This is a genomic window from Pseudomonas sp. UM16 (genome assembly GCF_050312595.1).
Classification (GTDB): domain Bacteria; phylum Pseudomonadota; class Gammaproteobacteria; order Pseudomonadales; family Pseudomonadaceae; genus Aquipseudomonas.
In genome coordinates this window covers 1-20,654 of sequence record NZ_JBNPJT010000006.1, presented here as the reverse complement: position 1 = coordinate 20,654, position 20,654 = coordinate 1, and the positions used below count along the sequence as shown (strand labels likewise).

At 57.2% G+C, this 20,654-nt stretch carries 19 protein-coding genes and 1 pseudogene; 10 read left to right on the top strand and 10 right to left on the bottom strand.

Annotation, left to right across the window (positions count from 1 at the left end; all coding sequences use genetic code 11):
* Positions 1-43 precede the first annotated feature (43 nt).
* From alr to dadA, 3 genes are all read right to left on the bottom strand, one after another.
* Entirely contained in the window at positions 44-1,117 is a 1,074-nt protein-coding gene (gene alr, locus ACQRAX_RS08400) for an alanine racemase (protein ID WP_412040115.1), read from the bottom strand.
* 94 nt (positions 1,118-1,211) lie between these two features.
* Positions 1,212-1,565: a RidA family protein gene (locus tag ACQRAX_RS08395; protein WP_412040116.1), complete on the bottom strand. Its 354-nt coding sequence runs from the start codon at positions 1,563-1,565 to the stop codon at positions 1,212-1,214.
* Positions 1,537-2,838, bottom strand: coding sequence for a D-amino acid dehydrogenase (dadA, locus tag ACQRAX_RS08390; protein ID WP_412040117.1), 1,302 nt, complete (start codon positions 2,836-2,838; stop codon positions 1,537-1,539). Before dadA ends, ACQRAX_RS08395 begins: the two co-directional genes overlap by 29 nt.
* 156 nt (positions 2,839-2,994) lie before the next feature.
* Between dadA and dadR the strand changes: the two genes are divergently transcribed.
* On the top strand, positions 2,995-3,483 hold the full coding sequence (gene dadR, locus ACQRAX_RS08385) for a transcriptional regulator DadR (protein WP_008366790.1): 489 nt from the start codon (positions 2,995-2,997) through the stop codon (positions 3,481-3,483).
* A 3-nt stretch (positions 3,484-3,486) separates the two neighbouring features.
* On the opposite strand, the gene ACQRAX_RS08380 is transcribed toward dadR, so the two are convergent.
* Positions 3,487-3,840, bottom strand: a complete 354-nt coding sequence (locus ACQRAX_RS08380; RefSeq protein WP_412040118.1) for a YkgJ family cysteine cluster protein — start codon at positions 3,838-3,840, stop codon at positions 3,487-3,489.
* Positions 3,841-3,955: 115 nt separating this feature from the next.
* Between ACQRAX_RS08380 and ACQRAX_RS08375 the strand changes: the two genes are divergently transcribed.
* Complete coding sequence (locus ACQRAX_RS08375; protein ID WP_412040119.1) at positions 3,956-5,260, top strand: NAD(P)/FAD-dependent oxidoreductase; 1,305 nt, start codon at positions 3,956-3,958, stop codon at positions 5,258-5,260.
* An 8-nt stretch (positions 5,261-5,268) separates the two neighbouring features.
* Here ACQRAX_RS08375 and ACQRAX_RS08370 read toward each other — a convergent pair whose 3' ends face one another.
* Positions 5,269-5,526, bottom strand: coding sequence for a DUF1127 domain-containing protein (locus ACQRAX_RS08370; protein WP_412040120.1), 258 nt, complete (start codon positions 5,524-5,526; stop codon positions 5,269-5,271).
* A 179-nt stretch (positions 5,527-5,705) separates the two neighbouring features.
* Between ACQRAX_RS08370 and ACQRAX_RS08365 the strand changes: the two genes are divergently transcribed.
* Both ACQRAX_RS08365 and ACQRAX_RS08360 read left to right on the top strand, forming a co-directional pair.
* Positions 5,706-7,136, top strand: a complete 1,431-nt coding sequence (locus ACQRAX_RS08365; RefSeq protein WP_412040121.1) for a PLP-dependent aminotransferase family protein — start codon at positions 5,706-5,708, stop codon at positions 7,134-7,136.
* A 59-nt stretch (positions 7,137-7,195) separates the two neighbouring features.
* Positions 7,196-8,752, top strand: coding sequence for a phospholipase D family protein (locus ACQRAX_RS08360; protein WP_412040122.1), 1,557 nt, complete (start codon positions 7,196-7,198; stop codon positions 8,750-8,752).
* Here ACQRAX_RS08360 and ACQRAX_RS08355 read toward each other — a convergent pair.
* Positions 8,749-9,888, bottom strand: coding sequence for an MFS transporter (locus ACQRAX_RS08355; RefSeq protein ID WP_412040123.1), 1,140 nt, complete (start codon positions 9,886-9,888; stop codon positions 8,749-8,751). The genes ACQRAX_RS08360 and ACQRAX_RS08355 overlap by 4 nt on opposite strands.
* A 96-nt stretch (positions 9,889-9,984) precedes the next feature.
* The gene (locus tag ACQRAX_RS08350) at positions 9,985-11,478 is read right to left on the bottom strand and encodes an aldehyde dehydrogenase (RefSeq protein WP_412040124.1); all 1,494 of its coding nucleotides are present in this window, start codon (positions 11,476-11,478) and stop codon (positions 9,985-9,987) included.
* Between the two features lie 196 nt (positions 11,479-11,674).
* Here ACQRAX_RS08350 and ACQRAX_RS08345 point away from each other — a divergent pair, with 196 nt between their 5' ends.
* Positions 11,675-12,034, top strand: coding sequence for a cupin domain-containing protein (locus tag ACQRAX_RS08345; RefSeq protein ID WP_412040125.1), 360 nt, complete (start codon positions 11,675-11,677; stop codon positions 12,032-12,034).
* 64 nt (positions 12,035-12,098) lie between these two features.
* Here ACQRAX_RS08345 and rpmG read toward each other — a convergent pair whose 3' ends face one another.
* Both rpmG and rpmB read right to left on the bottom strand, forming a co-directional pair.
* Complete coding sequence (gene rpmG / locus ACQRAX_RS08340) at positions 12,099-12,254, bottom strand: 50S ribosomal protein L33 (protein WP_010225867.1); 156 nt, start codon at positions 12,252-12,254, stop codon at positions 12,099-12,101.
* A gap of 11 nt (positions 12,255-12,265) precedes the next feature.
* Positions 12,266-12,502 carry a 50S ribosomal protein L28 gene (rpmB, locus tag ACQRAX_RS08335; protein ID WP_010225868.1) on the bottom strand — a complete coding sequence of 79 codons (237 nt, stop codon included), beginning with the start codon at positions 12,500-12,502 and terminating at the stop codon, positions 12,266-12,268.
* A gap of 362 nt (positions 12,503-12,864) precedes the next feature.
* On the opposite strand from rpmB, the gene ACQRAX_RS08330 reads away from it, so the two are divergent.
* The gene (locus ACQRAX_RS08330) at positions 12,865-14,454 is read left to right on the top strand and encodes an ABC transporter substrate-binding protein (protein WP_412040126.1); all 1,590 of its coding nucleotides are present in this window, start codon (positions 12,865-12,867) and stop codon (positions 14,452-14,454) included.
* On the opposite strand, the pseudogene ACQRAX_RS08325 reads toward ACQRAX_RS08330, so the two are convergent.
* Positions 14,438-14,608, bottom strand: a pseudogene (locus tag ACQRAX_RS08325) (JAB domain-containing protein); the annotation flags it as partial. The gene ACQRAX_RS08330 and the pseudogene ACQRAX_RS08325 sit on opposite strands and share 17 nt — an antisense overlap.
* Positions 14,609-14,654: 46 nt before the next feature.
* Between ACQRAX_RS08325 and ACQRAX_RS08320 the strand changes: the two are divergent.
* Genes ACQRAX_RS08320 through ACQRAX_RS08305 form a run of 4 tightly spaced genes read left to right on the top strand, consistent with a single transcriptional unit; the run spans position 14,655 to position 20,206 of the window.
* Entirely contained in the window at positions 14,655-15,851 is a 1,197-nt protein-coding gene (locus ACQRAX_RS08320; protein ID WP_412040127.1) for a tyrosine-type recombinase/integrase, read from the top strand.
* Entirely contained in the window at positions 15,844-17,451 is a 1,608-nt protein-coding gene (locus ACQRAX_RS08315; RefSeq protein ID WP_412040128.1) for a site-specific integrase, read from the top strand. Before ACQRAX_RS08320 ends, ACQRAX_RS08315 begins: the two co-directional genes overlap by 8 nt.
* Positions 17,448-19,850: a hypothetical protein gene (locus tag ACQRAX_RS08310; protein ID WP_412040129.1), complete on the top strand. Its 2,403-nt coding sequence runs from the start codon at positions 17,448-17,450 to the stop codon at positions 19,848-19,850. The genes ACQRAX_RS08315 and ACQRAX_RS08310 overlap by 4 nt, the downstream gene beginning before the upstream one ends.
* The gene (locus ACQRAX_RS08305; protein ID WP_412040130.1) at positions 19,847-20,206 is read left to right on the top strand and encodes a hypothetical protein; all 360 of its coding nucleotides are present in this window, start codon (positions 19,847-19,849) and stop codon (positions 20,204-20,206) included. The genes ACQRAX_RS08310 and ACQRAX_RS08305 overlap by 4 nt, the downstream gene beginning before the upstream one ends.
* The last annotated feature ends 448 nt before the right edge of the window (positions 20,207-20,654 follow it).

The following is a 20,654-nucleotide window of genomic DNA, read 5'->3' as shown; positions in this document are numbered from 1 at the left end:
GTATTTACAACACTTCGACCCGCAGCCTGTCCGCTTTGGCGCCTCAATCGCCGATATAGTCCAGCGGCACGCGCTTGAGGTTGCAGAAGATCTGGTACGGGATCATCCCCGCCTGCTGCGCCACGTCGCTGGCCAGGACATTCTTGCCCCACAGTTCGACCGGACTGCCAACACCAGCGTCTGGCACATCAGTCAGATCAATGCAGAGCATGTCCATAGACACCCGGCCGATCAATTGACTGCGCTTGCCCGCCACCATCACCGGAGTGCCGGTCGGCGCCTGGCGTGGGTAGCCGTCGGCATAGCCCATGGCGACTACACCGACCCGGGTCGGACGCGCGCTGATGAATTTGGCCCCGTACCCCACCGGCTCACCAGCGGGTAGCTCGCGTACGCTGATGACCCGAGATTGCAGGGTCATCACTGGCTGCAGACGCGCGGCCTCAGCCTGCGGCACTTCGAACGGCGTCGAGCCGTAGAGCATGATGCCTGGGCGCACCCAGTCGCTGGGAATGTTCGGCCAACCCAATACTGCGGGCGAATTGCGCAAGCTGACTTCGGCCGTCAAGCCCTTACTAGCGGACTGAAACAGCGCAACCTGGTCGCTGCTGGCATTGCTGTCGAGCTCGTCTGCGCGGGCAAAGTGGCTCATCAGCACGATGCGGCTGACCTTGCCACTGGCCAGCAGGCGCTGGTAGGCCGTCTGATAATCCTTATGATGCAAACCAACCCGGTGCATACCGCTGTCGAGCTTGAGCCAGACCGTGATCGGCTGGCTCATCCGCGCTTGTTCAATCGCTTCCAGTTGCCACAGCGAATGCACCACGCACCACAGATCGTGCTGGGCGATCAGCTCCAGTTCGCTGGCTTCGAAAAAGCCTTCGAGCAGCAATACCGGTGCTTTGATCCCGGCCGCACGCAACTCCAGTGCTTCCTCGATGCAGGCTACGGCAAAACCATCGGCCTGTTGCTCAAGTGCCAGGGCACAACGCACGGCACCATGACCATAGGCATCGGCCTTGATCACCGCCAGAGCCTTGGCACCAGACAGTTCGCGGGCCAGTTGATAGTTGTGACGCAGGGCTTGGAGGTCGATCAGGGCACGGGCAGGACGCATGACGGCAGCCTTCTGGGCAGTCTGGTGAGAGTAAAAAACCCGGCGCTCGAGGGCAACTGGTGGGCCGCCAGCGGCACCGGGTGAGGGATTGCGATTACGGCAGGGCAGCCACTACCGACAGTTCGACGAGAATTTCCGGCTCGCACAGCTTGGCTTCAACTGTGGCGCGGGCAGGCGCGACGCCTTTTGGCAGCCAGGCATCCCAGACATTGTTCATGCCCTGGAAGTGCGCATCGATGTCCTTCAGGTAGATGGTCACCGAGAGCAAACGGCTCTTATCGGTGCCCGCCAGATCCAATAGACGCTCGATGTTGGCCAGGGTTTCACGGGTCTGCTGCTCAATCCCGGCATTCATGTCGTCACCCACCTGGCCCGCCAGATAGACGGTGCCGTTGTGAGTAACGATTTGGCTCATACGCTCATTGGTGAGCTGGCGCTGGACTGACATGTTTTGCAGGCTCCTGGTGTTTTCCGTAACGAGAGATATCGAGACCTTCAGCACTGATCTGCGGCTTTTTGCGCGCGATCAGATCGGCCAGCAAGCGGCCGGAACCGCAGGCCATGGTCCAGCCCAGTGTACCGTGACCGGTGTTGAGGAACAGGTTACGGAACGGCGTGGCACCGACGATCGGCGTGCCATCCGGAGTGGTCGGACGCAGGCCGGTCCAGAAACTGGCCTGGCTCAGGTCACCGCCGCGCGGATAAAGATCGTTAACGATCATCTCCAGGGTTTCGCGTCGACGCGGGTTCAGCGAAAGGTCAAAACCGGCAATCTCAGCCATACCGCCAACGCGGATACGGTTGTCGAAACGGGTGATCGCGACCTTGTAGGTCTCGTCGAGAATGGTTGAGGTTGGCGCCATGGCCGGATCGGTGATCGGCACCGTCAGCGAGTAACCTTTGAGCGGATAGACCGGGGCCTTGATGCCCAGAGGCTTGAGCAATTGCGGCGAGTAGCTGCCCAACGCCAGTACATAGCGGTCGGCAGTTTCCAGCTTGCCATCGATCCACACACCATTGATGCGGTCACCGGCGTAGTCCAGGCGCTGAATGTCCTGACCGAAGCGGAATTCGACACCGAGCTTTACCGCCATTCCCGCCAGACGGGTGGTGAACAGCTGGCAGTCGCCGGTCTGGTCGTTCGGCAGACGCAGGGCACCCGCGAGAATATCAGTGACATTGGCCAGGGCTGGCTCGACGCGGGCAATGCCTTCGCGGTCGAGGACTTCATATGGCACACCGGATTGCTCAAGAACGGCGATGTCCTTGGCGGCGTTGTCCAGTTGTGCCTGGGTGCGGAACAGCTGGGTGGTGCCCAAGGTACGGCCTTCGTAGGCGATGCCGGTTTCGGCACGCAGCTCGTCGAGGCAGTCACGGCTGTACTCGGACAGGCGGACCATACGCTCCTTGTTCACGGCATAGCGGTTGGCGGTGCAGTTGCGCAGCATCTGCGCCATCCACAGGTACTGGTCGATATCGGCGGTGGCCTTGATCGCCAGTGGGGCATGGCGCTCGAGTAGCCACTTGATGGCCTTGAGCGGCACGCCTGGCGCAGCCCAGGGCGAGGCGTAGCCTGGCGAGACTTGGCCGGCGTTGGCAAAGCTGGTTTCCATGGCGACAGCCGGTTGACGGTCGACCACGACGACTTCAAAACCCTGCCGTGCCAGATAGTAGGCACTGGCGGTTCCGATCACACCGCTACCAAGTACCAGAACTCGCATGTTGATTACCCTCGACGCAGCGTACCGCTGACATTTGTTGTTAATGGCATAGATGCGCGCAGTATAGGAAGGTATGACCAGTGCTTTTCACTGTATAAAAGCCTATATTTGGCGAGAATTCTCGGCAAGGTTGGCTTTTACGGAGGGGCATCCACTATGAGAACCCAGCACCAAAGCAAACGTGAACTGGATAAGATCGACCGCAACATCCTGCGGATCCTGCAGGCAGATGGGCGTATTTCGTTTACTGAACTGGGCGAGAAGGTCGGCTTGTCGACTACGCCGTGCACCGAGCGGGTACGGCGTCTGGAACGCGAAGGGATCATCATGGGCTACAACGCCCGCCTCAACCCGCAGCACCTCAAAGGCAGTCTGCTGGTATTCGTTGAGATCAGCCTGGACTACAAGTCCGGCGACACCTTCGAGGAGTTCCGCCGTGCGGTGCTGAAGCTGCCCCACGTGCTGGAGTGCCACCTGGTCTCGGGCGACTTCGACTACCTGGTCAAAGCACGAATCTCGGAGATGGCGTCCTACCGCAAGTTGCTCGGCGACATTCTGCTGAAGCTGCCGCATGTACGTGAATCGAAGAGCTATATCGTCATGGAAGAGGTAAAAGAAAGCCTCAACCTGCCGATTCCGGACTGAGCCTCAGACCAGCACCTGGCGAGTGCTGGCAATGTATTGGTGCACCAGCTTCTCGGCCTGAGGATCGATCATTTCGGCCGGGCCGCGACCGTTGGGGCATGGCAGGCGTGGAGTGGTGCCGAACAGCCGGCAGATCAGCGGTCGTTCCTCATACACCGTGCAGCCGTTGGGCCCCAGGTGCACACAGTTCAGCTCAGCCAGGGCGGCCTCTTGCTCGGCAGCGGTTTTGCGTGGCAGGCGGGCCATCTCCTCGGTTGAGGTGGTCACCGGCCCACAGCAGTCATGGCAACCGGGTACGCACTCGAAAGACGGGATCTGATCACGCAGGAAGCGGATCTTGTGGCTGTTGCAACTCATGGCGGCCTGCGGTGGAGAAAGGGAATGACGCTATTTTGCGCCATAGTTGCCCACCGCCGAAAGTGCAGCTTATCCTGCGTCAATTTTTCCAAACACTTACAAACAGGACTCATCAATGAGCGCCTCTGTTCAGCCAGTCGCTTCGCACACCGCTTCTTACTACGCCGCCACCAGCGTACCGCAGCCGGACTACCCGTCGCTGCAGGGCGATTTGAGCTGTGATGTCTGTGTTGTCGGCGGCGGCTTTTCCGGGCTGAACACGGCAATTGAGCTGGCCGAGCGCGGTCTCAACGTGATCCTCCTCGAGGCGCGCAAAATCGGCTGGGGCGCCAGCGGGCGCAACGGTGGCCAACTGATTCGCGGCGTTGGCCACGGCCTTGAACAGTTCACCCCGCTGCTGGGCAGTGACGGTGTGCGCGAACTGAAACTGATGGGGCTGGAAGCGGTCGATATCGTCCGCCAGCGCATTGAACGTCACGCCATCGACTGCGACCTGACCTGGGGTTACTGCGATCTGGCCAACAAGCCAAAGGATTTGCAGGGCTTCGTGGAGGATGCTGAAGAGCTGCGCAACCTGGGCTACCGCCATGAGTTACGCCTGGTACAGCCCGAGCAGATGCGTACCGTAGTTGGGTCGGACCGTTATGTCGGCGGCCTGATCGACATGGGCTCGGGGCATTTGCATCCGCTAAATCTGGCGTTGGGTGAGGCTGCCGTGGCCACCAAGCTCGGGGTCCGCCTGTTCGAGCAATCGGCGGTCACCCGCATCGACTATGGCACACAGGTGCGGGTGCATACCGCTCAGGGTGCAGTGCAGGCCAGCACCCTGGTGCTTGGCTGCAATGCCTACCTGAATGACCTGAACAGCGAACTGGGTGGCAAGGTACTGCCCGCTGGCAGCTATATCATCGCCACCGAACCGTTGAGCGAAGCACAAGCGCACGAGCTGCTGCCGCAGAATATGGCGGTTTGCGACCAACGCGTGGCCCTGGATTACTACCGCCTTTCCGCTGACCGCCGCCTGCTGTTTGGTGGCGCCTGCCATTACTCCGGTCGCGATCCCCAGGATATCGCCGCGTACATGCGGCCGAAAATGCTCAAGGTATTTCCACAACTGGCCGACGTGCGCATCGACTACCAATGGGGCGGCATGATCGGTATCGGCGCCAACCGCCTGCCGCAGATTGGTCGTCTACCGAACCAGCCGAATGTGTACTTTGCCCAGGCTTATGCCGGCCATGGGCTCAACACCACTCACCTGGCGGGCAAGTTGCTGGGCGAGGCCATCAGTGGCCAGCACAGTGGTCGTTTCGACCTGTTCGCCAAGGTGCCGCACATCACCTTCCCAGGCGGCAAGCACCTGCGTTCACCGCTGCTGGCGCTGGGTATGCTTTGGCATCGCCTGAAAGAGCTGGTCTAGGACGGACGTCAGGGCCTCTTGCCGGCGAACCGATCTCGGCCACGCCAACAGGGCTTGAACCCTTCCTCTCGCGCCTGCTCAGGCGTAAGACCGACATCACGCAGTTGTTCGGGTGTCAGCTCCAGCAGTGCGCGACGGCTGTGCCAGCGGTGCGCCATCAGCGCCCAGCGCCCGAGCCCAGCCGGCACACTAAACAGCTGCAGACGCTGCTCTGGGCTTAGTTCTTCAGCGTGCAACTTAAGCCGCACATCGCTCATACCGCTCATGGTTTACGTCCTCCAGGGTTGGATAACCGTAGGAGAAGCTTGCGCGTTTGAGCAAAAGCATTACAGATTCAAAACCCCGCTATTATTTCCATACAGAATTGGCAGTTTTCGTACTGAATGCTGTATTTTCCCCTCATCTGTATTGGCAGCCAGCCAAAGACTGTTGCGGGAGTATGCCCATGACCCTCTACGTCAACCTTGCCGAGCTGCTCAGCGCCCGTATCGAACAAGGCCTGTACCGCCCTGGCGACCGTCTGCCGTCGGTACGCGCCTTGAGCGTGGAACACGGCGTTAGCTTGAGCACCGTGCAGCAGGCTTATCGCCTGCTGGAAGACAACGGCCTGGCCGCCCCACGCCCCAAATCCGGCTACTTCGTGCCCACCGATCGCAGCCTCCCCGCCCTGCCCGCCGTCAGCCGCCCGGCCCAGCGCCCGGTGGAAATCTCCCAGTGGGAACAGGTCATCGAGCTGATCCGCAGTGTGCCCAGCAAAGACGTTGTGCAGTTGGGTCGCGGTATGCCCGACATCGACAGCCCGACACTCAAGCCCCTGCTGCGCAGTCTGGCCCAGCTCAGCCGGCGCCAGGACATGCCTGGCCTGTATTACGACACCATCTCCGGCACCCAGGCCCTGCGCGAGCAGATCGCCCGCTTGATGCTCGACTCCGGCTGTACGGTAAGCCCCGCTGACCTGGTGGTGACCACCGGTTGTCACGAAGCCCTGTCGGCCAGCATCCGCGCGGTATGTCAGCACGGCGATATCGTCGCGGTGGACTCACCCAGCTTTCATGGCGCCATGCAGACCCTCAAGGGCCTAGGCATGAAAGCCCTGGAGATTCCCACCGACCCGATCACCGGCATCAGTCTCGAAGCCCTGGAACTGGCGCTGGAACAATGGCCGATCAAGCTCATCCAGATCACTCCGAACTGCAACAACCCGCTCGGCTATATCATGCCCGAGGCGCGTAAGAAGGCCTTGCTGAACCTGGCGCAGCGGTATGACGTGGCGATCCTCGAAGACGATGTGTATGGCGACCTCGCCTACACCTACCCACGCCCGCGGACCATCAAGTCGTTCGACGAGGACGGCCGGGTGCTGCTGTGCAGCTCGTTCTCGAAAACCCTGGCGCCAGGCCTGCGCATCGGCTGGGTCGCACCTGGGCGCTATCTGGAGCGGGTGCTGCACATGAAGTACATCAGTACCGGCTGCACCGCGACCCAGCCGCAACTGGCGATAGCCGACTTCATTGAAGGCGGCCACTACCAGCCACACCTGCGGCGCATGCGCAGCCAGTACCAGCGCGCACGCGACCAGATGAGTGATTGGGTCACCCGCTACTTTCCACCAGGGACCCGCGCCAGCCGGCCGCAGGGGGGCTTCATGCTCTGGATAGAACTACCTGAAAGTTTCGATACTCTGCGCCTGAATCGGGCTTTACTTGGGCAAGGCGTTCAAATTGCTGTGGGCAGTATTTTTTCCGCCTCGGGCAAGTACCGTAACTGCCTGCGAATGAATTTCGCCGCCCGCCCTACTGCCGAGATCGAGGCGGCAGTACGCAAAGTGGGCGAAACCGCCATTCGTCTACTGGCCGAAGCCGACAGCGCCGGGTAACTTTCCGCCGCCGCTTGCGGTCGATATCCATAAGCCCCTGTCGTGAAGGACCCACTGCATTGAGAAGCCTGCGCACGCTGCCCCTGCTGCTGTCGCTGACCCTCGGCCTGAGCGGATGTGCCAGTGTCGGTCAGCCACGCGAGGTCAGCCAGACCCTGCCGGCCAATGATTCCGCTTTCGGACGTTCGGTGCTGCGCCAAGCGTCCGCCTACGAAGGACGCTCGGGCTTTCGCTTGCTGCCCAACAGCAATGAAGCCTTTCGCGCGCGCGCCGAGCTGATCCGCAACGCCCAGTCGAGCATCGACCTGCAGTACTACATTGTCCATGACGGCCTCAGCACCCGCGCCCTGGTCCACGAGCTGTTACTGGCGGCCGATCGCGGTGTGCGCGTACGCATCCTGCTCGATGACACCACCAGCGACGGCCTCGATGTGGAGATGGCCACCCTCGCCGTCCATCCCAATGTCCACATCCGCGTGTTCAACCCGCTGCAGCTGGGGCGCAGTACCGGGGTGACGCGCGCGGTGGGACGACTGTTCAACCTCAACCTGCAACACCGGCGCATGCACAACAAGTTGTGGCTGGTGGACAACAGTATGGCCATCGTCGGCGGTCGTAATCTGGGCGATGAGTACTTCGATGCCGAACCCAACCTGAATTTCACCGACATCGACCTGCTCGGCGTCGGCCCGGTCGCCGAACAACTGGGGCACAGTTTTGACCAGTACTGGAACAGCGCCCTGAGTCGACCGATCAGTGATTTCCTGTTGGTCGATCCCGATGCCAATGACCTGCGTGCCAGCCGTCAGCGCCTGGAGGACTATCTGAGCAAAGCACAGGTCGAACGCAAGGCGCTGTACGATCGATTGATGGCCTACAAGACCCGCCCGCGCCTGGACATCTGGCGCAACGAACTGATCTGGGCACACAACCAGGCGCTGTGGGATGCGCCGAGCAAGGTCCTGGCCCGCGACGAGCCAGACCCGCAATTGTTGATGACCCAGCAACTGGCCCCGGAAATGAATGGTGTGCGCCATGAGCTGATCATGATCTCGGCCTACTTCGTGCCTGGCGAAACCGGCCTGCTCTACCTGACCAGCCGGGCTGATGCCGGGGTTTCGGTCAAACTGCTGACCAACTCCCTGGAAGCCACTGACGTTCCTGCGGTGCACGGCGGCTATGCGCCGTATCGCCGAGCGTTGCTGGAACATGACGTGAAGCTGTACGAGCTGCGCCGCCAACCCGGTGATCCCAGCTCGAACCGGGCACTGCGCATCTACGGCAGTTCCGACTCAAGCCTGCACAGCAAGGCAATCATCTTCGACCGGCGCAAAACCTTTATCGGCTCGTTCAACTTCGACCCGCGCTCGGTGCTGTGGAATACCGAAGTCGGGGTCATGGTCGACAGCCCGGAACTGGCCGAATACACCCGAGAGCTGGCCGTTCAGGGTATGGCTCCGGCATTGAGTTACCAACCGCAACTGGTCGACGGCAAAATGGTCTGGGTTACTGAAGACAATCACCGCCTGCACTCCTTGACCACCGAGCCCGGTGGCCTGTGGCGGCGCTTCAATGCCTGGATCAGCAAGGCCGTGGGTCTGGAACGGATGCTCTAGACCGGAGCGGGTTCGAAGGCATTCGGTCGTCGTGCCAGCAGCACCAGGCCGGCAGCGCCAGCGGCCATCAGCAACGGCAATGCATGCCCGCTGACCCACTGGCTTCCGGCACCTGCAGCCAACGGCCCGATCAGGCAACCAATACCCCAAAGCTGCGCCACGTGGGCATTGGCACGCACCAGGGCATCATCCCGGTAACGCTCACCGATCAACACCAGCGACAAGGTGAACAAACCACCGGCACTGGCACCGAACAACACCCACAGTGGCCAGATCGCCCAGGTTTGCAACATCAATGGAATGGCCAGACTCGACAGCAGCAGGGTTATCGCGCAGCCGCTGAACAGGGTGCGGCGCGACATGCGATCAGCCAGGGCACCAATCGGCAGTTGTAGCAGCGCATCGCCCACCACCACCGTGCTGACCATGAACAGGGCGACCTCAGTGGTGAAGCCTTGCTGCAGGCAATACACCGGCAACAGCGTCAAAATCATCGCTTCAAATGAAGCAAACAGGGCAATCGCCCAGGCAATCACCGGCAAGCGCCGACAAAAACCGATCAAATCGAACAACGTCACGCTGCAAGCTTGCGCACTCGGCGCTCCGCCCCGGCCCAGCAGCACCAGCGGTGCTAGCAACAACAGGCCCGCACCAATCCAGAAGCCCACGTCATCTTCCGAACCCAGCAAACCGAGCAATAACGGCCCAGCCAACTGGCTCAAGGCATAACTGCTGCCATACAGGGCCACCAGTCGTCCGCGCCATTGCTCGACCACCAACTGGTTGATCCAGCTTTCGCCGAGGATAAAGACGATGGTCAGGATCATCCCGATCAGCAGGCGCAGCACCAGCCATATGGGGTAGCTGGGCAACAGCGCCAACAGGCCAATGGACAGGGCTCCTGCCCACAGGCACAAGCGCATCAATGCAGGGGTGCCGAAACGGGCGGCGAGGCGGCTGGAAATACTGGCGCCGACCAGCACGCCGATAGCTGGCATTGCGGCCATCACACCGATCGCGAAGCTGCCGTAGCCCCAGCCCTCCAGGCGCAAGGACACCAGCGGCATACTCACCCCCAGCGCTAGACCGACACTGAGCACCGCGCTCAGCACGGCGAAATAGGTACCCCAACGCATTGCAGCCTCCCAGGCCTTTTTGTCGTTGTGCAGAAACAACACAGCCGGACCTGCGCTGAGCAAGGTCCGGCTGCGGACAGGATCGCGCGGTAGCGGTTACAGCTTGATCCAGGTCGCCTTCAGCTCGGTGTACTTGTCCAGCGCGTGCAAGGACTTGTCACGACCGTTGCCCGACTGCTTGAAGCCACCGAACGGTGCAGTCATGTCGCCACCGTCGTACTGGTTGACCCAAACGCTACCGGCACGCAGTGCCTTGGCGGTCAGGTGAGCCTTGGAGATATCGGCAGTCCACACACCCGCGGCGAGGCCGTACGGGGTGTCGTTGGCGATGTTGATCGCTTCTTCGACGGTATCGAAGGTGATCACCGACAGTACTGGGCCAAAGATCTCTTCCTGAGCGATGCGCATGGCATTGCTGACGCCGTCAAAAATGGTCGGCTCGACGTAGGTACCACCGGTTTCTTCGAGGATACGCTTGCCACCGACCAACAGCTTGGCGCCGTCACTGTGGCCTGCTTCGATGTACGACAGCACGGTATTCATCTGCTGGCTATCAACCAGTGCACCGACTGTGGTAGCCGGGTCCAGCGGATTGCCAGGTGTCCAGGCCTTGAGGGCTTCGAGTACCAGTGGCAGGAACTTGTCCTTGATCGAGCGCTCGACCAACAGACGTGAACCTGCGGTGCAGACTTCGCCCTGGTTGAAGGCAATGGCGCTAGCGGCAGCTTCGGCAGCGGCGTTGAGGTCCGGAGCGTCGGCGAAGACGATGTTCGGGCTCTTGCCACCGGCTTCCAGCCAGACACGCTTCATGTTCGATTCGCCCGCGTAGATCATCAACTGTTTGGCGATCTTGGTCGAGCCGGTGAACACCAGAGTGTCGACATCCATGTGCAGGGCCAGAGCCTTGCCGACGGTGTGACCGTAACCTGGCAACACGTTGAGCACGCCTGCGGGAATACCGGCTTCGATGGCCAGCTGGGCGATGCGGATCGCAGTCAGCGGCGATTTTTCTGAAGGCTTGAGTACCACCGAGTTACCGGTAGCCAAAGCCGGCCCGAGCTTCCAGCAGGCCATCAGCAGCGGGAAGTTCCACGGAACGATGGCGGCAACCACACCCACTGGTTCGCGAGTAACCAGGCCCAACTGATCGTGTGGGGTTGCAGCGACTTCGTCGTAGATCTTGTCGATCGCTTCGCCGTTCCAGCTCAGGGCCTGAGCGGCCCCTGGCACGTCAATGTTCAGCGAATCGTTGATCGGCTTACCCATGTCCAGGGTTTCCAGCAGCGCCAGCTCTTCGACATTGTCTTTGAGCAGGGCGGCGAAACGGATCATGGTGGCCTTGCGCTTGGCCGGGGCCAGGCGCGACCAGACACCGGAGGCGAAAGTAGCACGGGCGTTTTCCACGGCGCGCTGGGCATCGGCCAGGTCACAGCTGGCGACCTGTGCCAGCAGACGGCCGTCGACCGGGCTGAGGCATTCGAACGTCGCGCCGGAAACGGCGGCGGTGTATTCACCATTGATGAAAGCGCGGCCTTCGATCTTCAGTTGTTGGGCACGCTGTTCCCAATCCGCACGAGTCAGGGTGGTCATACGAAACTCCTCCTCTTGTTAAGGTGCAGTGCCGCACGAGGGGTCACAGGCACTGTCAAAAATTCTGGCTGGGCGAGCTACGCACACAGGCACCTGCCACCCTAAACCACTGACGACCTAATTATCAATATATTTGACATAATTGCACCAAACGCCTACTGATGTTCATTTTATTAAACAAACAAGAGAGCCAGCCATGCGTATTGACCAGATCATCGACTTCGCTCAGGTACTCACCGAAGCCGAACGCTATCGTCCAGCAGCCGAAAAAATTCTCAAGGGCGACCCTGAGCAGGCCGTCTACAACCATTATTCCAGCCCATGCGGTCAGTTTGCTGCGGGCGTCTGGGAAGGCGAAGTGGGTCAATGGACCGTCAATTACACTGAACACGAATACTGTGAAATCGTGCAGGGCGTTTCGGTGCTACGTGATGACGAGGGTGGCGCCAAAACCCTGCGTGCTGGTGATCGCTTCGTGATCCCGGCGGGCTTCAAGGGTACCTGGGAAGTGCTGGAGCCATGCCGCAAGATTTACGTGATGTTCGAGCAGAAATAACAGCGCCCATAAAAAAAGGGCCCGTATCGTGAGATACGGGCCCTTTTTTCGGTAGCCGGATCAATTACTTGATCTTGGCTTCCTTGTAGATCACGTGCTTGCGAACAACCGGATCGAATTTTTTGATTTCGATTTTGTCCGGAGTGGTGCGCTTGTTCTTGTCGGTGGTGTAGAAGTGGCCGGTATTAGCGGTCGACACCAGACGGATCAATTCACGCATGATTCTCTCCCTTAGACCTTAGCGCCGTTACGGCGAATGTCGACCAGAACGGCATCGATGCCGCGCTTGTCGATGATGCGCATGCCTTTGGCAGATACGCGCAGACGCACGAAACGCTTCTCGGACTCGACCCAGAAGCGATGATGCTGCAGGTTCGGCAGGAAACGACGACGGGTTTTGTTGTTTGCGTGGGAAATGTTATTCCCGGTTACCGGACCCTTACCGGTAACTTGACAGACTCTCGACATGCCTCAGCCCTCTAAAACCACATGCCCAACCCGGCATGGGTTGGCCGCTTAATCTCTCAGTCTTTGGCGCTAAGCGCCGTGTTTCTTCAGGGTCTTATCGACTCGGTCAGCAGATGCGACGAGTCGAGCCCCTAGAAAAGAGCGCTGCTTTATACCAGAAAGACCAGAGCACAACAACAGAAGATGTGCTTTGACTCGCTGTGCGACACGCCGGAGCAGCATAACGACTGGCTCGGCAAGGTGTCGACCGCTCGTCGCACGATTGGCAAAAAAGGATATGGTTATTTCCGCCCTGGCGCACTAGGGTAGGACTTTTCCAGACTGCACTGGCAGATGGGCCATCGATCAGCCAAGGAACCCCCATGCGCGTTGCTACTTTATCCCTGTTGTTCGCCACCCTGCTCGGCCCGGTGCTTGCCCAGGCGGCCGCCTTGAGTGTGTGCACCGAGGCCAGCCCCGAAGGCTTCGATGTGGTTCAGTACAACTCGCTGACCACCACCAATGCCTCAGCCGACGTTCTGATGAATCGCCTGGTGGAGTTCGATGCCGGTAAAGGTCAGGTAGTGCCAAGCCTGGCAGAAAGCTGGACGGTTTCGCCCGATGGTCTGATTTATGAGTTCAGGTTGCGCCCTGAGGTGAAATTCCATAGCACCGGCTATTTCAAGCCGAGCCGTGCGCTGAACGCCGATGACGTCTTGTTTAGCTTCCAGCGCATGCTCTACCCCGCACATTCCTGGCACAAAATTGCCCAAAGCGGCTTTCCCCACGCCCAGTCCCTGCAGTTGCCCAGCCTGATCAAACAGATCGATGCCGTTGACCCGCTGACCGTACGTTTCACCCTCAATCACGCGGATGCGACCTTCCTGTCGACCTTGAGCATGGGCTTCGCCTCGATCTATTCGGCTGAGTACGCTGAGCAATTGCTCAAGGCTGGTACGCCGGAGAAGCTCAACAGCCAGCCGATCGGCACCGGGCCGTTTGTCTTCAACCGTTTCCAGAAAGACGCAGTGATCCGTTACCGTGCCAACCCGGACTACTTTGCCGGCAAGCCGGTTGTCGATCCGTTGATTTTCGCCATTACCCCCGATGCCAACGTGCGCCTGCAAAAGCTCAAACGCAACGAATGCCAGATCGCCCTGTCGCCCAAGCCGCTGGATATTGCGGCGGCCAGCACCGATCCGGCCCTGAAGGTGGAAAAGACCGAAGCGTTCATGACCGCGTTCGTTGCCATCAACAGCCAGCATGCGCCGCTGGACAAGCCAGAAGTACGCCAGGCCATCAACCTGGCCTTCGACAAGGCCAGCTACCTCAAAGCGGTGTTCGAGAACACCGCCGTCGCTGCCAATGGCCCCTACCCGCCTAACACCTGGAGCTATGCCAAGGACCTGCCGGGTTACCCCACTGACCTGGACAAGGCCCGGACACTGCTAGCCAAAGCAGGCCTGAAAGATGGCTTCAGCACTACGATCTGGACCCGTCCACAAGGCAGCCTGCTCAACCCCAACCCGAGCCTCGGCGCACAGTTGCTGCAGGCTGACCTGGCCAAGGTCGGCATCAAGGCCGAAATCCGTGTGATCGAGTGGGGCGAGCTGATTCGCCGCGCCAAGGCTGGCGAGCATGATTTGCTGTTCATGGGCTGGGCCGGTGACAACGGTGATCCGGACAACTTCCTCAGCCCGCAATTCGCCTGTGCGGCGGTAAAGTCCGGGACCAACTTCGCCCGCTACTGCGACCAGCGTCTGGACCAGTTGATCAGCGCTGGCAAGACCACCACCGACCAGAGCGTGCGCAGCCGCCTGTATCAGCAGGCCCAGGCGTTGATCCAGCAGCAGGCACTATGGCTGCCACTGGCACACCCGACCGCTGCAGCGCTGGTCCGTCAGAACGTGGAAGGCTACCAAGTCAGCCCGTTCGGTCGCCAGGACTTCGCCAAGGTCAGCTCGACGCGCTGATCCAACCATGCTCGACCATCGATAGCGGTTCACCCTCACCGACGATGACATGGTCGAGCAGACGCACATCAACCAGCGCCAGCGCTTCCTTGATGCGTTTGGTCAGGTGCAGGTCGGCCTGACTCGGTTCTGACACTCCAGAGGGGTGGTTGTGACAATTATGGTATATGTTCGGAAACGTTGCAGAGGTGGAGCTAGTGATGCCTGACGTGCCTTGCTGCGAAATCCGAATGATCCGGACTGCTTTCAGCGGACTCAGGCCGTACCTGCTCGTGGAGGGGGTCCCGGTGATCTTAGCAAATCTATGGGCCGAGGATTTGCTTCACAAATCACGTCTCAACACCGTCGAAAACTACCTACGTGACGTTGCGATCGCCTATGAGTGGGCTCTTACCCGAGGCTCCCCCCTGGAGCGAAAACTTGAGCGCTTGGCCGTCTTCAGCTCAACGGAGCTGACATCGCTGGCTGAACGCCTCTGCTCGACCAAGCGCGGTGCGGGAGCGAGCCAATCAACATGTACGCGACGGCTCGAAGCCATAAAGTCATTCATAGATTTCTCCTTTGAGCATTACGTAGAGCTCAACCGGCTGAGCCTTCTGGAGCAAATCCAAGCGGAAAAAAACAAAAATAAAAATCTACGAAACCTTAAAAAAAAAGTCATCAAGATCGCGCAACAATCAGAACCATCGCTACCTGCTACCCCGCTCGACTCAGGCGAGCAAGCTCTACTCATGGACGTCCTAAGTCCCGGCAACTCGAAAAACCCCTTTAACAGCGCTCAAACACAAGCCCGTAATTACTGCCTTTTTTTGGTCATGCTTGAAACACTTGCCAGGCGTGGCGAGGCAGTCCTCATAGAATTAGACGACGTTGATCTAGGGCCCACTCCTACAATCCGCATCAAGCGTCCAAGCGATATTAACAGGGAGCGGAGAAAAGACGGGGCGAGCCTTAAGACACGCGGACGGATAGTTCCCATCTCCGCGTCGCTGGCTGCAGTTCTGGACGGCTACATATCTGATCATCGCGCGAAGCTGCTCAAACCGAAGCGGCCTTGCACTGCGCTCTTCGTCAGCTCCCGTGATGGTCGACGACTGTCTGCTCGAACCGTAAACACGATTCTTCGAATCGTCGCAGCCAGCCTCAACCTACTTAACTTCTCAACCCGGATTCACCCGCACGGACTGAGATCGACGGGTACAAATATAGCCCGGAAAAAAATTGAAAATAGTGGTGTTCCAGGCATCAATGTAAAGGATGCCCTAGCGTATTTGGGAGGTTGGAGTCCGAACGGCGAAAGCGTCCAGAACTATTCCCGACAAGCAATATCGGACCGCCTCGGAGAAATCCTCAGAAAATCCGAAAGTAGAAAATTGCGAGAGAATAGCGATGAGTAGCCTTTCACCAATTGAGTTGACTGCTGAAATCGAGAGTCGCCTCGGCATCGAGGCTGAGGCCTTCCCTTTCACGGTGCAGTCCACTTTCGGTCAGACCATAAAAGTTCGCAACGATACTGCATGGCTTGAAAAGCTAACAATCGAAAAAATTGGGTGCGCTCCGATAAATATTGCCTGGTGTCACCCGCTACACGACAATTTTTTTGTTGAGTGGCTCCTCAGAGGATGGTTCATAGATCGAATCCAAACCCATATTGACCTTAGACCGTTGATCGTCGTTCAGCGAATTTTAGCTCCCCATCAGTTTCCGGGCGTTGATGCAGAGGCCATTGGAGATCGACTATCGTCTTTTGCTGTGCGCGAATGTATCCGCCTAAAAACATCCGGCCGCAACGATGAGTTAGTTGCCCTCCGCGTATTCTATCGATGGTGCTTGGACGAGGACGTTTCAGGATTCACTGAGTATGATAGCTTGGAGCTATCGCAACTCACCGTAAAAGCATTTAATAACAAACACCTGGTCACGATGCGAGACGATGACTTCGGTCCCTTTACTCGGGCACAACTCACGCACATTGAAATGCAAATTTCCATCAGTGAGTATGTAACCCATGCACAGCGCACGCTTTTTCTCCTTTGTCGCGATTGGGGCATTCGCCCAATACAGCTAGCTCTCATGCAGGTCACAGACTTTGGCGTTGATGAGAGCGGCCCTTTTGTTAGAGTACCAAGCGTGAAAGGGATTCGACGCTCAAGGCTCAGGAGGCATCCGAGTAACTTGGTGAAACGCTACATTTCCAAAGATACGGCGGAAGCTGTGGAGCAACAGTGTGCGTTAGCTAAGCACCAATGCAGAGCTGCATCCGGGGAAATTGAGAGGTTATGCGTCAAGCATGGCATCAGCAGCCCCGAACTACCCATTCCACTGTTTCCTGCAGCCTATAGATCTGAGATCCGTCTCCTTCGATTCCTAACGAATCCCAAATTAACGCCATTCACTCTACACCAAGACAATCACCGGTTGAGCTTTGAGTTAACATCGCTCACCTGGTCGCTCAAGCTGGTTGATCCGCACAAAAGTTCTCACGAAACAGCGCCCTTCATGCGAATATCCGCGTACCGACTTCGCCGAACTAAAGGAACCTCTATGGTTCTTTCTGGAGCATCTCCCGAAGAAGTAGCGGAAGCTTTAGATCATATAAATCTAAATTCCATAAAACATTATTTTCGCTACAACCTAGAACTCCAAGAGTTTATCAATACAACTCACATGGCGAGTCCCGAAATCAATGCGGCAGTTCAGATGTGGTGCGGAAAACTTATGGAGGAAACTGCTGACAGGTCTGCATTAGCAGCTATAAACAGCTTAGGCCTATGCAGCTCGACCGAGCCATGTCCTTTCCATCCTACTGTGACGTGCTATGCATGCCCCAAATTCAGGCCCAGCCGTCATGCTGATCATGAAGCGGCTCTAGCTGACATCACTAGATTCCAGCAGATGCTGGAGAGCACGTCTACGGGCGCCATGGCCCAGCAAGTCGAAGCAGCAATACATGGCGCCAAGGCTGTCATAATCGCCGTGAAGGAGCTAGGCAATTGAGCATATGCCTGGAGGTTCTGGAAGAGCGCTACCAACTTGCTCACCAACAGTTTGTCGACCTCAAATCAAGCGGTATAGTTGCCGGAGATTTTGAGGATAAAGTATGGCAATACAGATCAAGTAATATTCCGTTCACATCACTCGGTTCTGTGCAAAAACGAAACGAAGATCGGCCCGCTCTTCCGACGGTGACGGGGAAGCTTGCTCGCTGTTTTATAGTTAAAGAAATGCTCAGACGGCCGTCAGCGGCGCTGATCATCGGACGCATGGCAGCGATCAGACACCTCTCAGCCGCTATGGCTAGCCATAACGTTGAATGGAACAACATAACGCGTAAACTCTTCGACAGCACCGTGGACGCCATTAGACAAGTTCACTCGGAGTCTACAGTTTATCATCGAGCGAATGCCCTGAAGGCTTTTCTAGATTTTCTCAACAACTTTAGCATAACCAACGGTGGGGCACCGCTTCGATTCCTTGACCGGTTCATCAAGTGGAAAACCGGAGTACCTAACCCGATCCACAGCGCACTAGAACTCACGTCACAAGAATTCAAAAACCGAGAAGAAACCCTATTCTCTCCATATTTACACCAAGGAATAGCGCAAGCTAGGTGGCTTATCAAAAATAATCCAGATCTTGAACCAACCCCTGGCTTCGACAGAGTTCGTCTGGAAGCAATTTGCTTCGGCATGGCGCTTGGTTTGAGGGTTGGTGAGATCACGAACTTGCCGGCGAATTGCCTCTTCCAAGACCGTAATACTCACACAACGTTCGTACGGGTCCCTGTTGAAAAAAACCTCATACCCGCTGCCGTGCCAGTTGCAGACTTATGGAGCACCCCACTCACGCTAGCTTATGAGTATTTGCTGGCGGTCTGTCAGGATGCTAGAGAACGAGCTCTTGATATCGAGGAAAATGGTTTTTCCTTTGTAGAGAAAACACTCGCAGCCCACCGAGATAAACATCCTCTAGAGCCCGGGGCTGTAGATCAGATCACATCACTGAACCTACCGGTAGAGCACCATTATTTTGTGGAGGAAATATCCGAGTGTTTTCCGATATCCAGTAAAGAGCTTTGCAGTGGCGGGCGATTTTACAGCTGCGGCGTTGAAATCCCCAGAATAACGGCAGCACGCTTTGCGGTCTGGATAGAAGAACGAATGCGTAAATGGGACTGGTCAGACTATCTTAACAAGTACAAGAAAAATTGCTACAGTGTTTCGGTGCTTGATATCGGAATTCACACCAACTCTTCGAAATCGTCAGTAAACAAAAGCAAGTGGTTTATTGATCCCCTGCGCATCTTTCTTAAGGGAATGGTCCAAAGCGGGCTTTTCAAGCCTGGCACCAAGCCCTCATACGTTCAGCTCTTCGATATCAAAAGAGAGTGGGCTCGTATTAGAGAGATCATGCTATCTAGAAGAGGGGCCGGAGCCGGAGTGCCATCTCTGGTCATAGATATCCGACTGTTCAAGCGGGCTCTAGAAAAAAAGTACCGTTTCCACTTGCAGCGCCATTTTGACGAACAGTTTGTAATGCCCGATGATGGCAAGGAAGCGCCTTACCATGCAAAACACACGGCCAATGGCTACCCTAACAAACTGAGCGACAACCTGATAGTTATTTGGGAAAACCAATTCAACTCCGTATCTGAGAAAGGCATCATCCCGCGCCCCCTTTTCAGAGCCGACCTTTATAATTACCTCTCTTCAAACTCCTCAAAGAGTACAATTTTTCAACGCCTTGACCTGAGAGACCGAGACGGACAGATATTTTCCGTCACGCCTCATCAGATCCGCCGCTGGGTTACCACCGCAATTCTTCGCGCCGGCCCATCTGAAGCAGCTGTAGACCTTTGGATGGGTCGCACTCCACGCCAGAGCCGTCAGTATGACTATCGTACCGCTAAAGAACGAGCAGAATATGTAAGATCGCTATACTTGACCGATGATCCTCCCCAAGACTTTTTGGGCAAACTGGTCATCCGATGGCGGGAGGAGTCAATCGCTGATGACCTAATCGAAGCAATGATCATCGAGAAGTTAAGCATTCTTAATCTAACGCCCTGGGGCGGATGCTCGCGTGAACTCTACATTAGCCCGTGTGATAGGGGCCTCATGTGTATCAGAGGCTTCGGCACGGAGGCCGGATGCAAATCATTTCATCTGAACCCTGATGATCTGGAGGCCAGGGCCGCTATTGAGACCTTACTCAGTGAATATGAGCGAATTTTGAAGATCATTTTTGACAACCGTACGGATATCACAGCGAGCATTAAGTCTGAACTCGATAGCACCCATGTATTCGATCAGCATGTTTTGTTTGTGTCCGATATGGTTTCTAGCTGCAAGGCAGCCTTAGACGCTTACTCAAAATTTAAGCAGGCCTCCTCATGAAGCAGGAAAAAAAATGGAAGGAACAAGCGAGGTCTATTCTCGCTGAGTATAAAAAGGGCCATGGTCAGGGACTGCTGACACAAAATAGCCTTGCCCAGCAAGTCGCTGTTAGTCGCCAGACACTATGGAGAGATGAGGAAATCCGGTCATTATATTCGGCCACCCAGGCCCACCTTAAAGATGCCAAAAAGTTCGGGCGCAAAAATAGCAGTGCCAGGATTTTTGCTCTCGAAGCGCAGCTGGAAGAAGCGCGGGCGGAGAACAATCGATTGATTCAGTCGATCATCAAAGCCGCTCAACTCATGACAGAAGACGCGATTGATCCAAGACGGTACTTCGAGGATGCCACAACCTGACACCCCTTTTATTTTCGTCGGTAAAGCTATCTGAAAGAACAATGGCGCAGGCAATCGGTGCTATTGGGCTGGCAATAGTGTCGGCCGTTCTGAACGGTGTAGCACCTGTGCAAGCCATCCTCGCTCTCATGAATAGCCTCCAGGGGCTCCATTGACCATCCACCGCTGCCATTCATACGAAAGGGTTTTTACACACTCTGGGCCAAAAGTGTTCATCGAATGTTCACTGATTCAGGAGCGATTCGCACAGCGTGGCACTCATCGTAATACCACGCTGTTGTCTCCCCTCAGATAGTCCCGCTCACAAAGCATTCATTTCAGCAATATCACGCACCACCTGATCTGCAGAGTGGTCGAACATCGCCTGCTCCGTAAGCGCTCCATGAACCCCACATTCCAAGCGCTTATCTGATGCTCGATGCTGTGCTCCCGATTCTCTCAGGAGCCC

What these genes read in the sequence shown, in the direction of transcription:
- ACQRAX_RS08350 (WP_412040124.1), bottom strand. Translation starts at nt 11,478, where the DNA reads ATGACCACCCTGACTCGTGCGGATTGGGAACAGCGTGCCCAACAACTG.
- ACQRAX_RS08315 (WP_412040128.1), top strand. Translation starts at nt 15,844, where the DNA reads ATGAGTAGCCTTTCACCAATTGAGTTGACTGCTGAAATCGAGAGTCGC.
- rpmB (WP_010225868.1), bottom strand. Translation starts at nt 12,502, where the DNA reads ATGTCGAGAGTCTGTCAAGTTACCGGTAAGGGTCCGGTAACCGGGAAT.
- ACQRAX_RS08370 (WP_412040120.1), bottom strand. Translation starts at nt 5,526, where the DNA reads ATGAGCGGTATGAGCGATGTGCGGCTTAAGTTGCACGCTGAAGAACTA.
- ACQRAX_RS08305 (WP_412040130.1), top strand. Translation starts at nt 19,847, where the DNA reads ATGAAGCAGGAAAAAAAATGGAAGGAACAAGCGAGGTCTATTCTCGCT.
- ACQRAX_RS08330 (WP_412040126.1), top strand. Translation starts at nt 12,865, where the DNA reads ATGCGCGTTGCTACTTTATCCCTGTTGTTCGCCACCCTGCTCGGCCCG.
- ACQRAX_RS08375 (WP_412040119.1), top strand. Translation starts at nt 3,956, where the DNA reads ATGAGCGCCTCTGTTCAGCCAGTCGCTTCGCACACCGCTTCTTACTAC.
- alr (WP_412040115.1), bottom strand. Translation starts at nt 1,117, where the DNA reads ATGCGTCCTGCCCGTGCCCTGATCGACCTCCAAGCCCTGCGTCACAAC.
- ACQRAX_RS08365 (WP_412040121.1), top strand. Translation starts at nt 5,706, where the DNA reads ATGACCCTCTACGTCAACCTTGCCGAGCTGCTCAGCGCCCGTATCGAA.
- ACQRAX_RS08395 (WP_412040116.1), bottom strand. Translation starts at nt 1,565, where the DNA reads ATGTCAGTCCAGCGCCAGCTCACCAATGAGCGTATGAGCCAAATCGTT.
- ACQRAX_RS08320 (WP_412040127.1), top strand. Translation starts at nt 14,655, where the DNA reads ATGCCTGACGTGCCTTGCTGCGAAATCCGAATGATCCGGACTGCTTTC.
- ACQRAX_RS08355 (WP_412040123.1), bottom strand. Translation starts at nt 9,888, where the DNA reads ATGCGTTGGGGTACCTATTTCGCCGTGCTGAGCGCGGTGCTCAGTGTC.
- dadA (WP_412040117.1), bottom strand. Translation starts at nt 2,838, where the DNA reads ATGCGAGTTCTGGTACTTGGTAGCGGTGTGATCGGAACCGCCAGTGCC.
- rpmG (WP_010225867.1), bottom strand. Translation starts at nt 12,254, where the DNA reads ATGCGTGAATTGATCCGTCTGGTGTCGACCGCTAATACCGGCCACTTC.
- ACQRAX_RS08345 (WP_412040125.1), top strand. Translation starts at nt 11,675, where the DNA reads ATGCGTATTGACCAGATCATCGACTTCGCTCAGGTACTCACCGAAGCC.
- dadR (WP_008366790.1), top strand. Translation starts at nt 2,995, where the DNA reads ATGAGAACCCAGCACCAAAGCAAACGTGAACTGGATAAGATCGACCGC.
- ACQRAX_RS08380 (WP_412040118.1), bottom strand. Translation starts at nt 3,840, where the DNA reads ATGAGTTGCAACAGCCACAAGATCCGCTTCCTGCGTGATCAGATCCCG.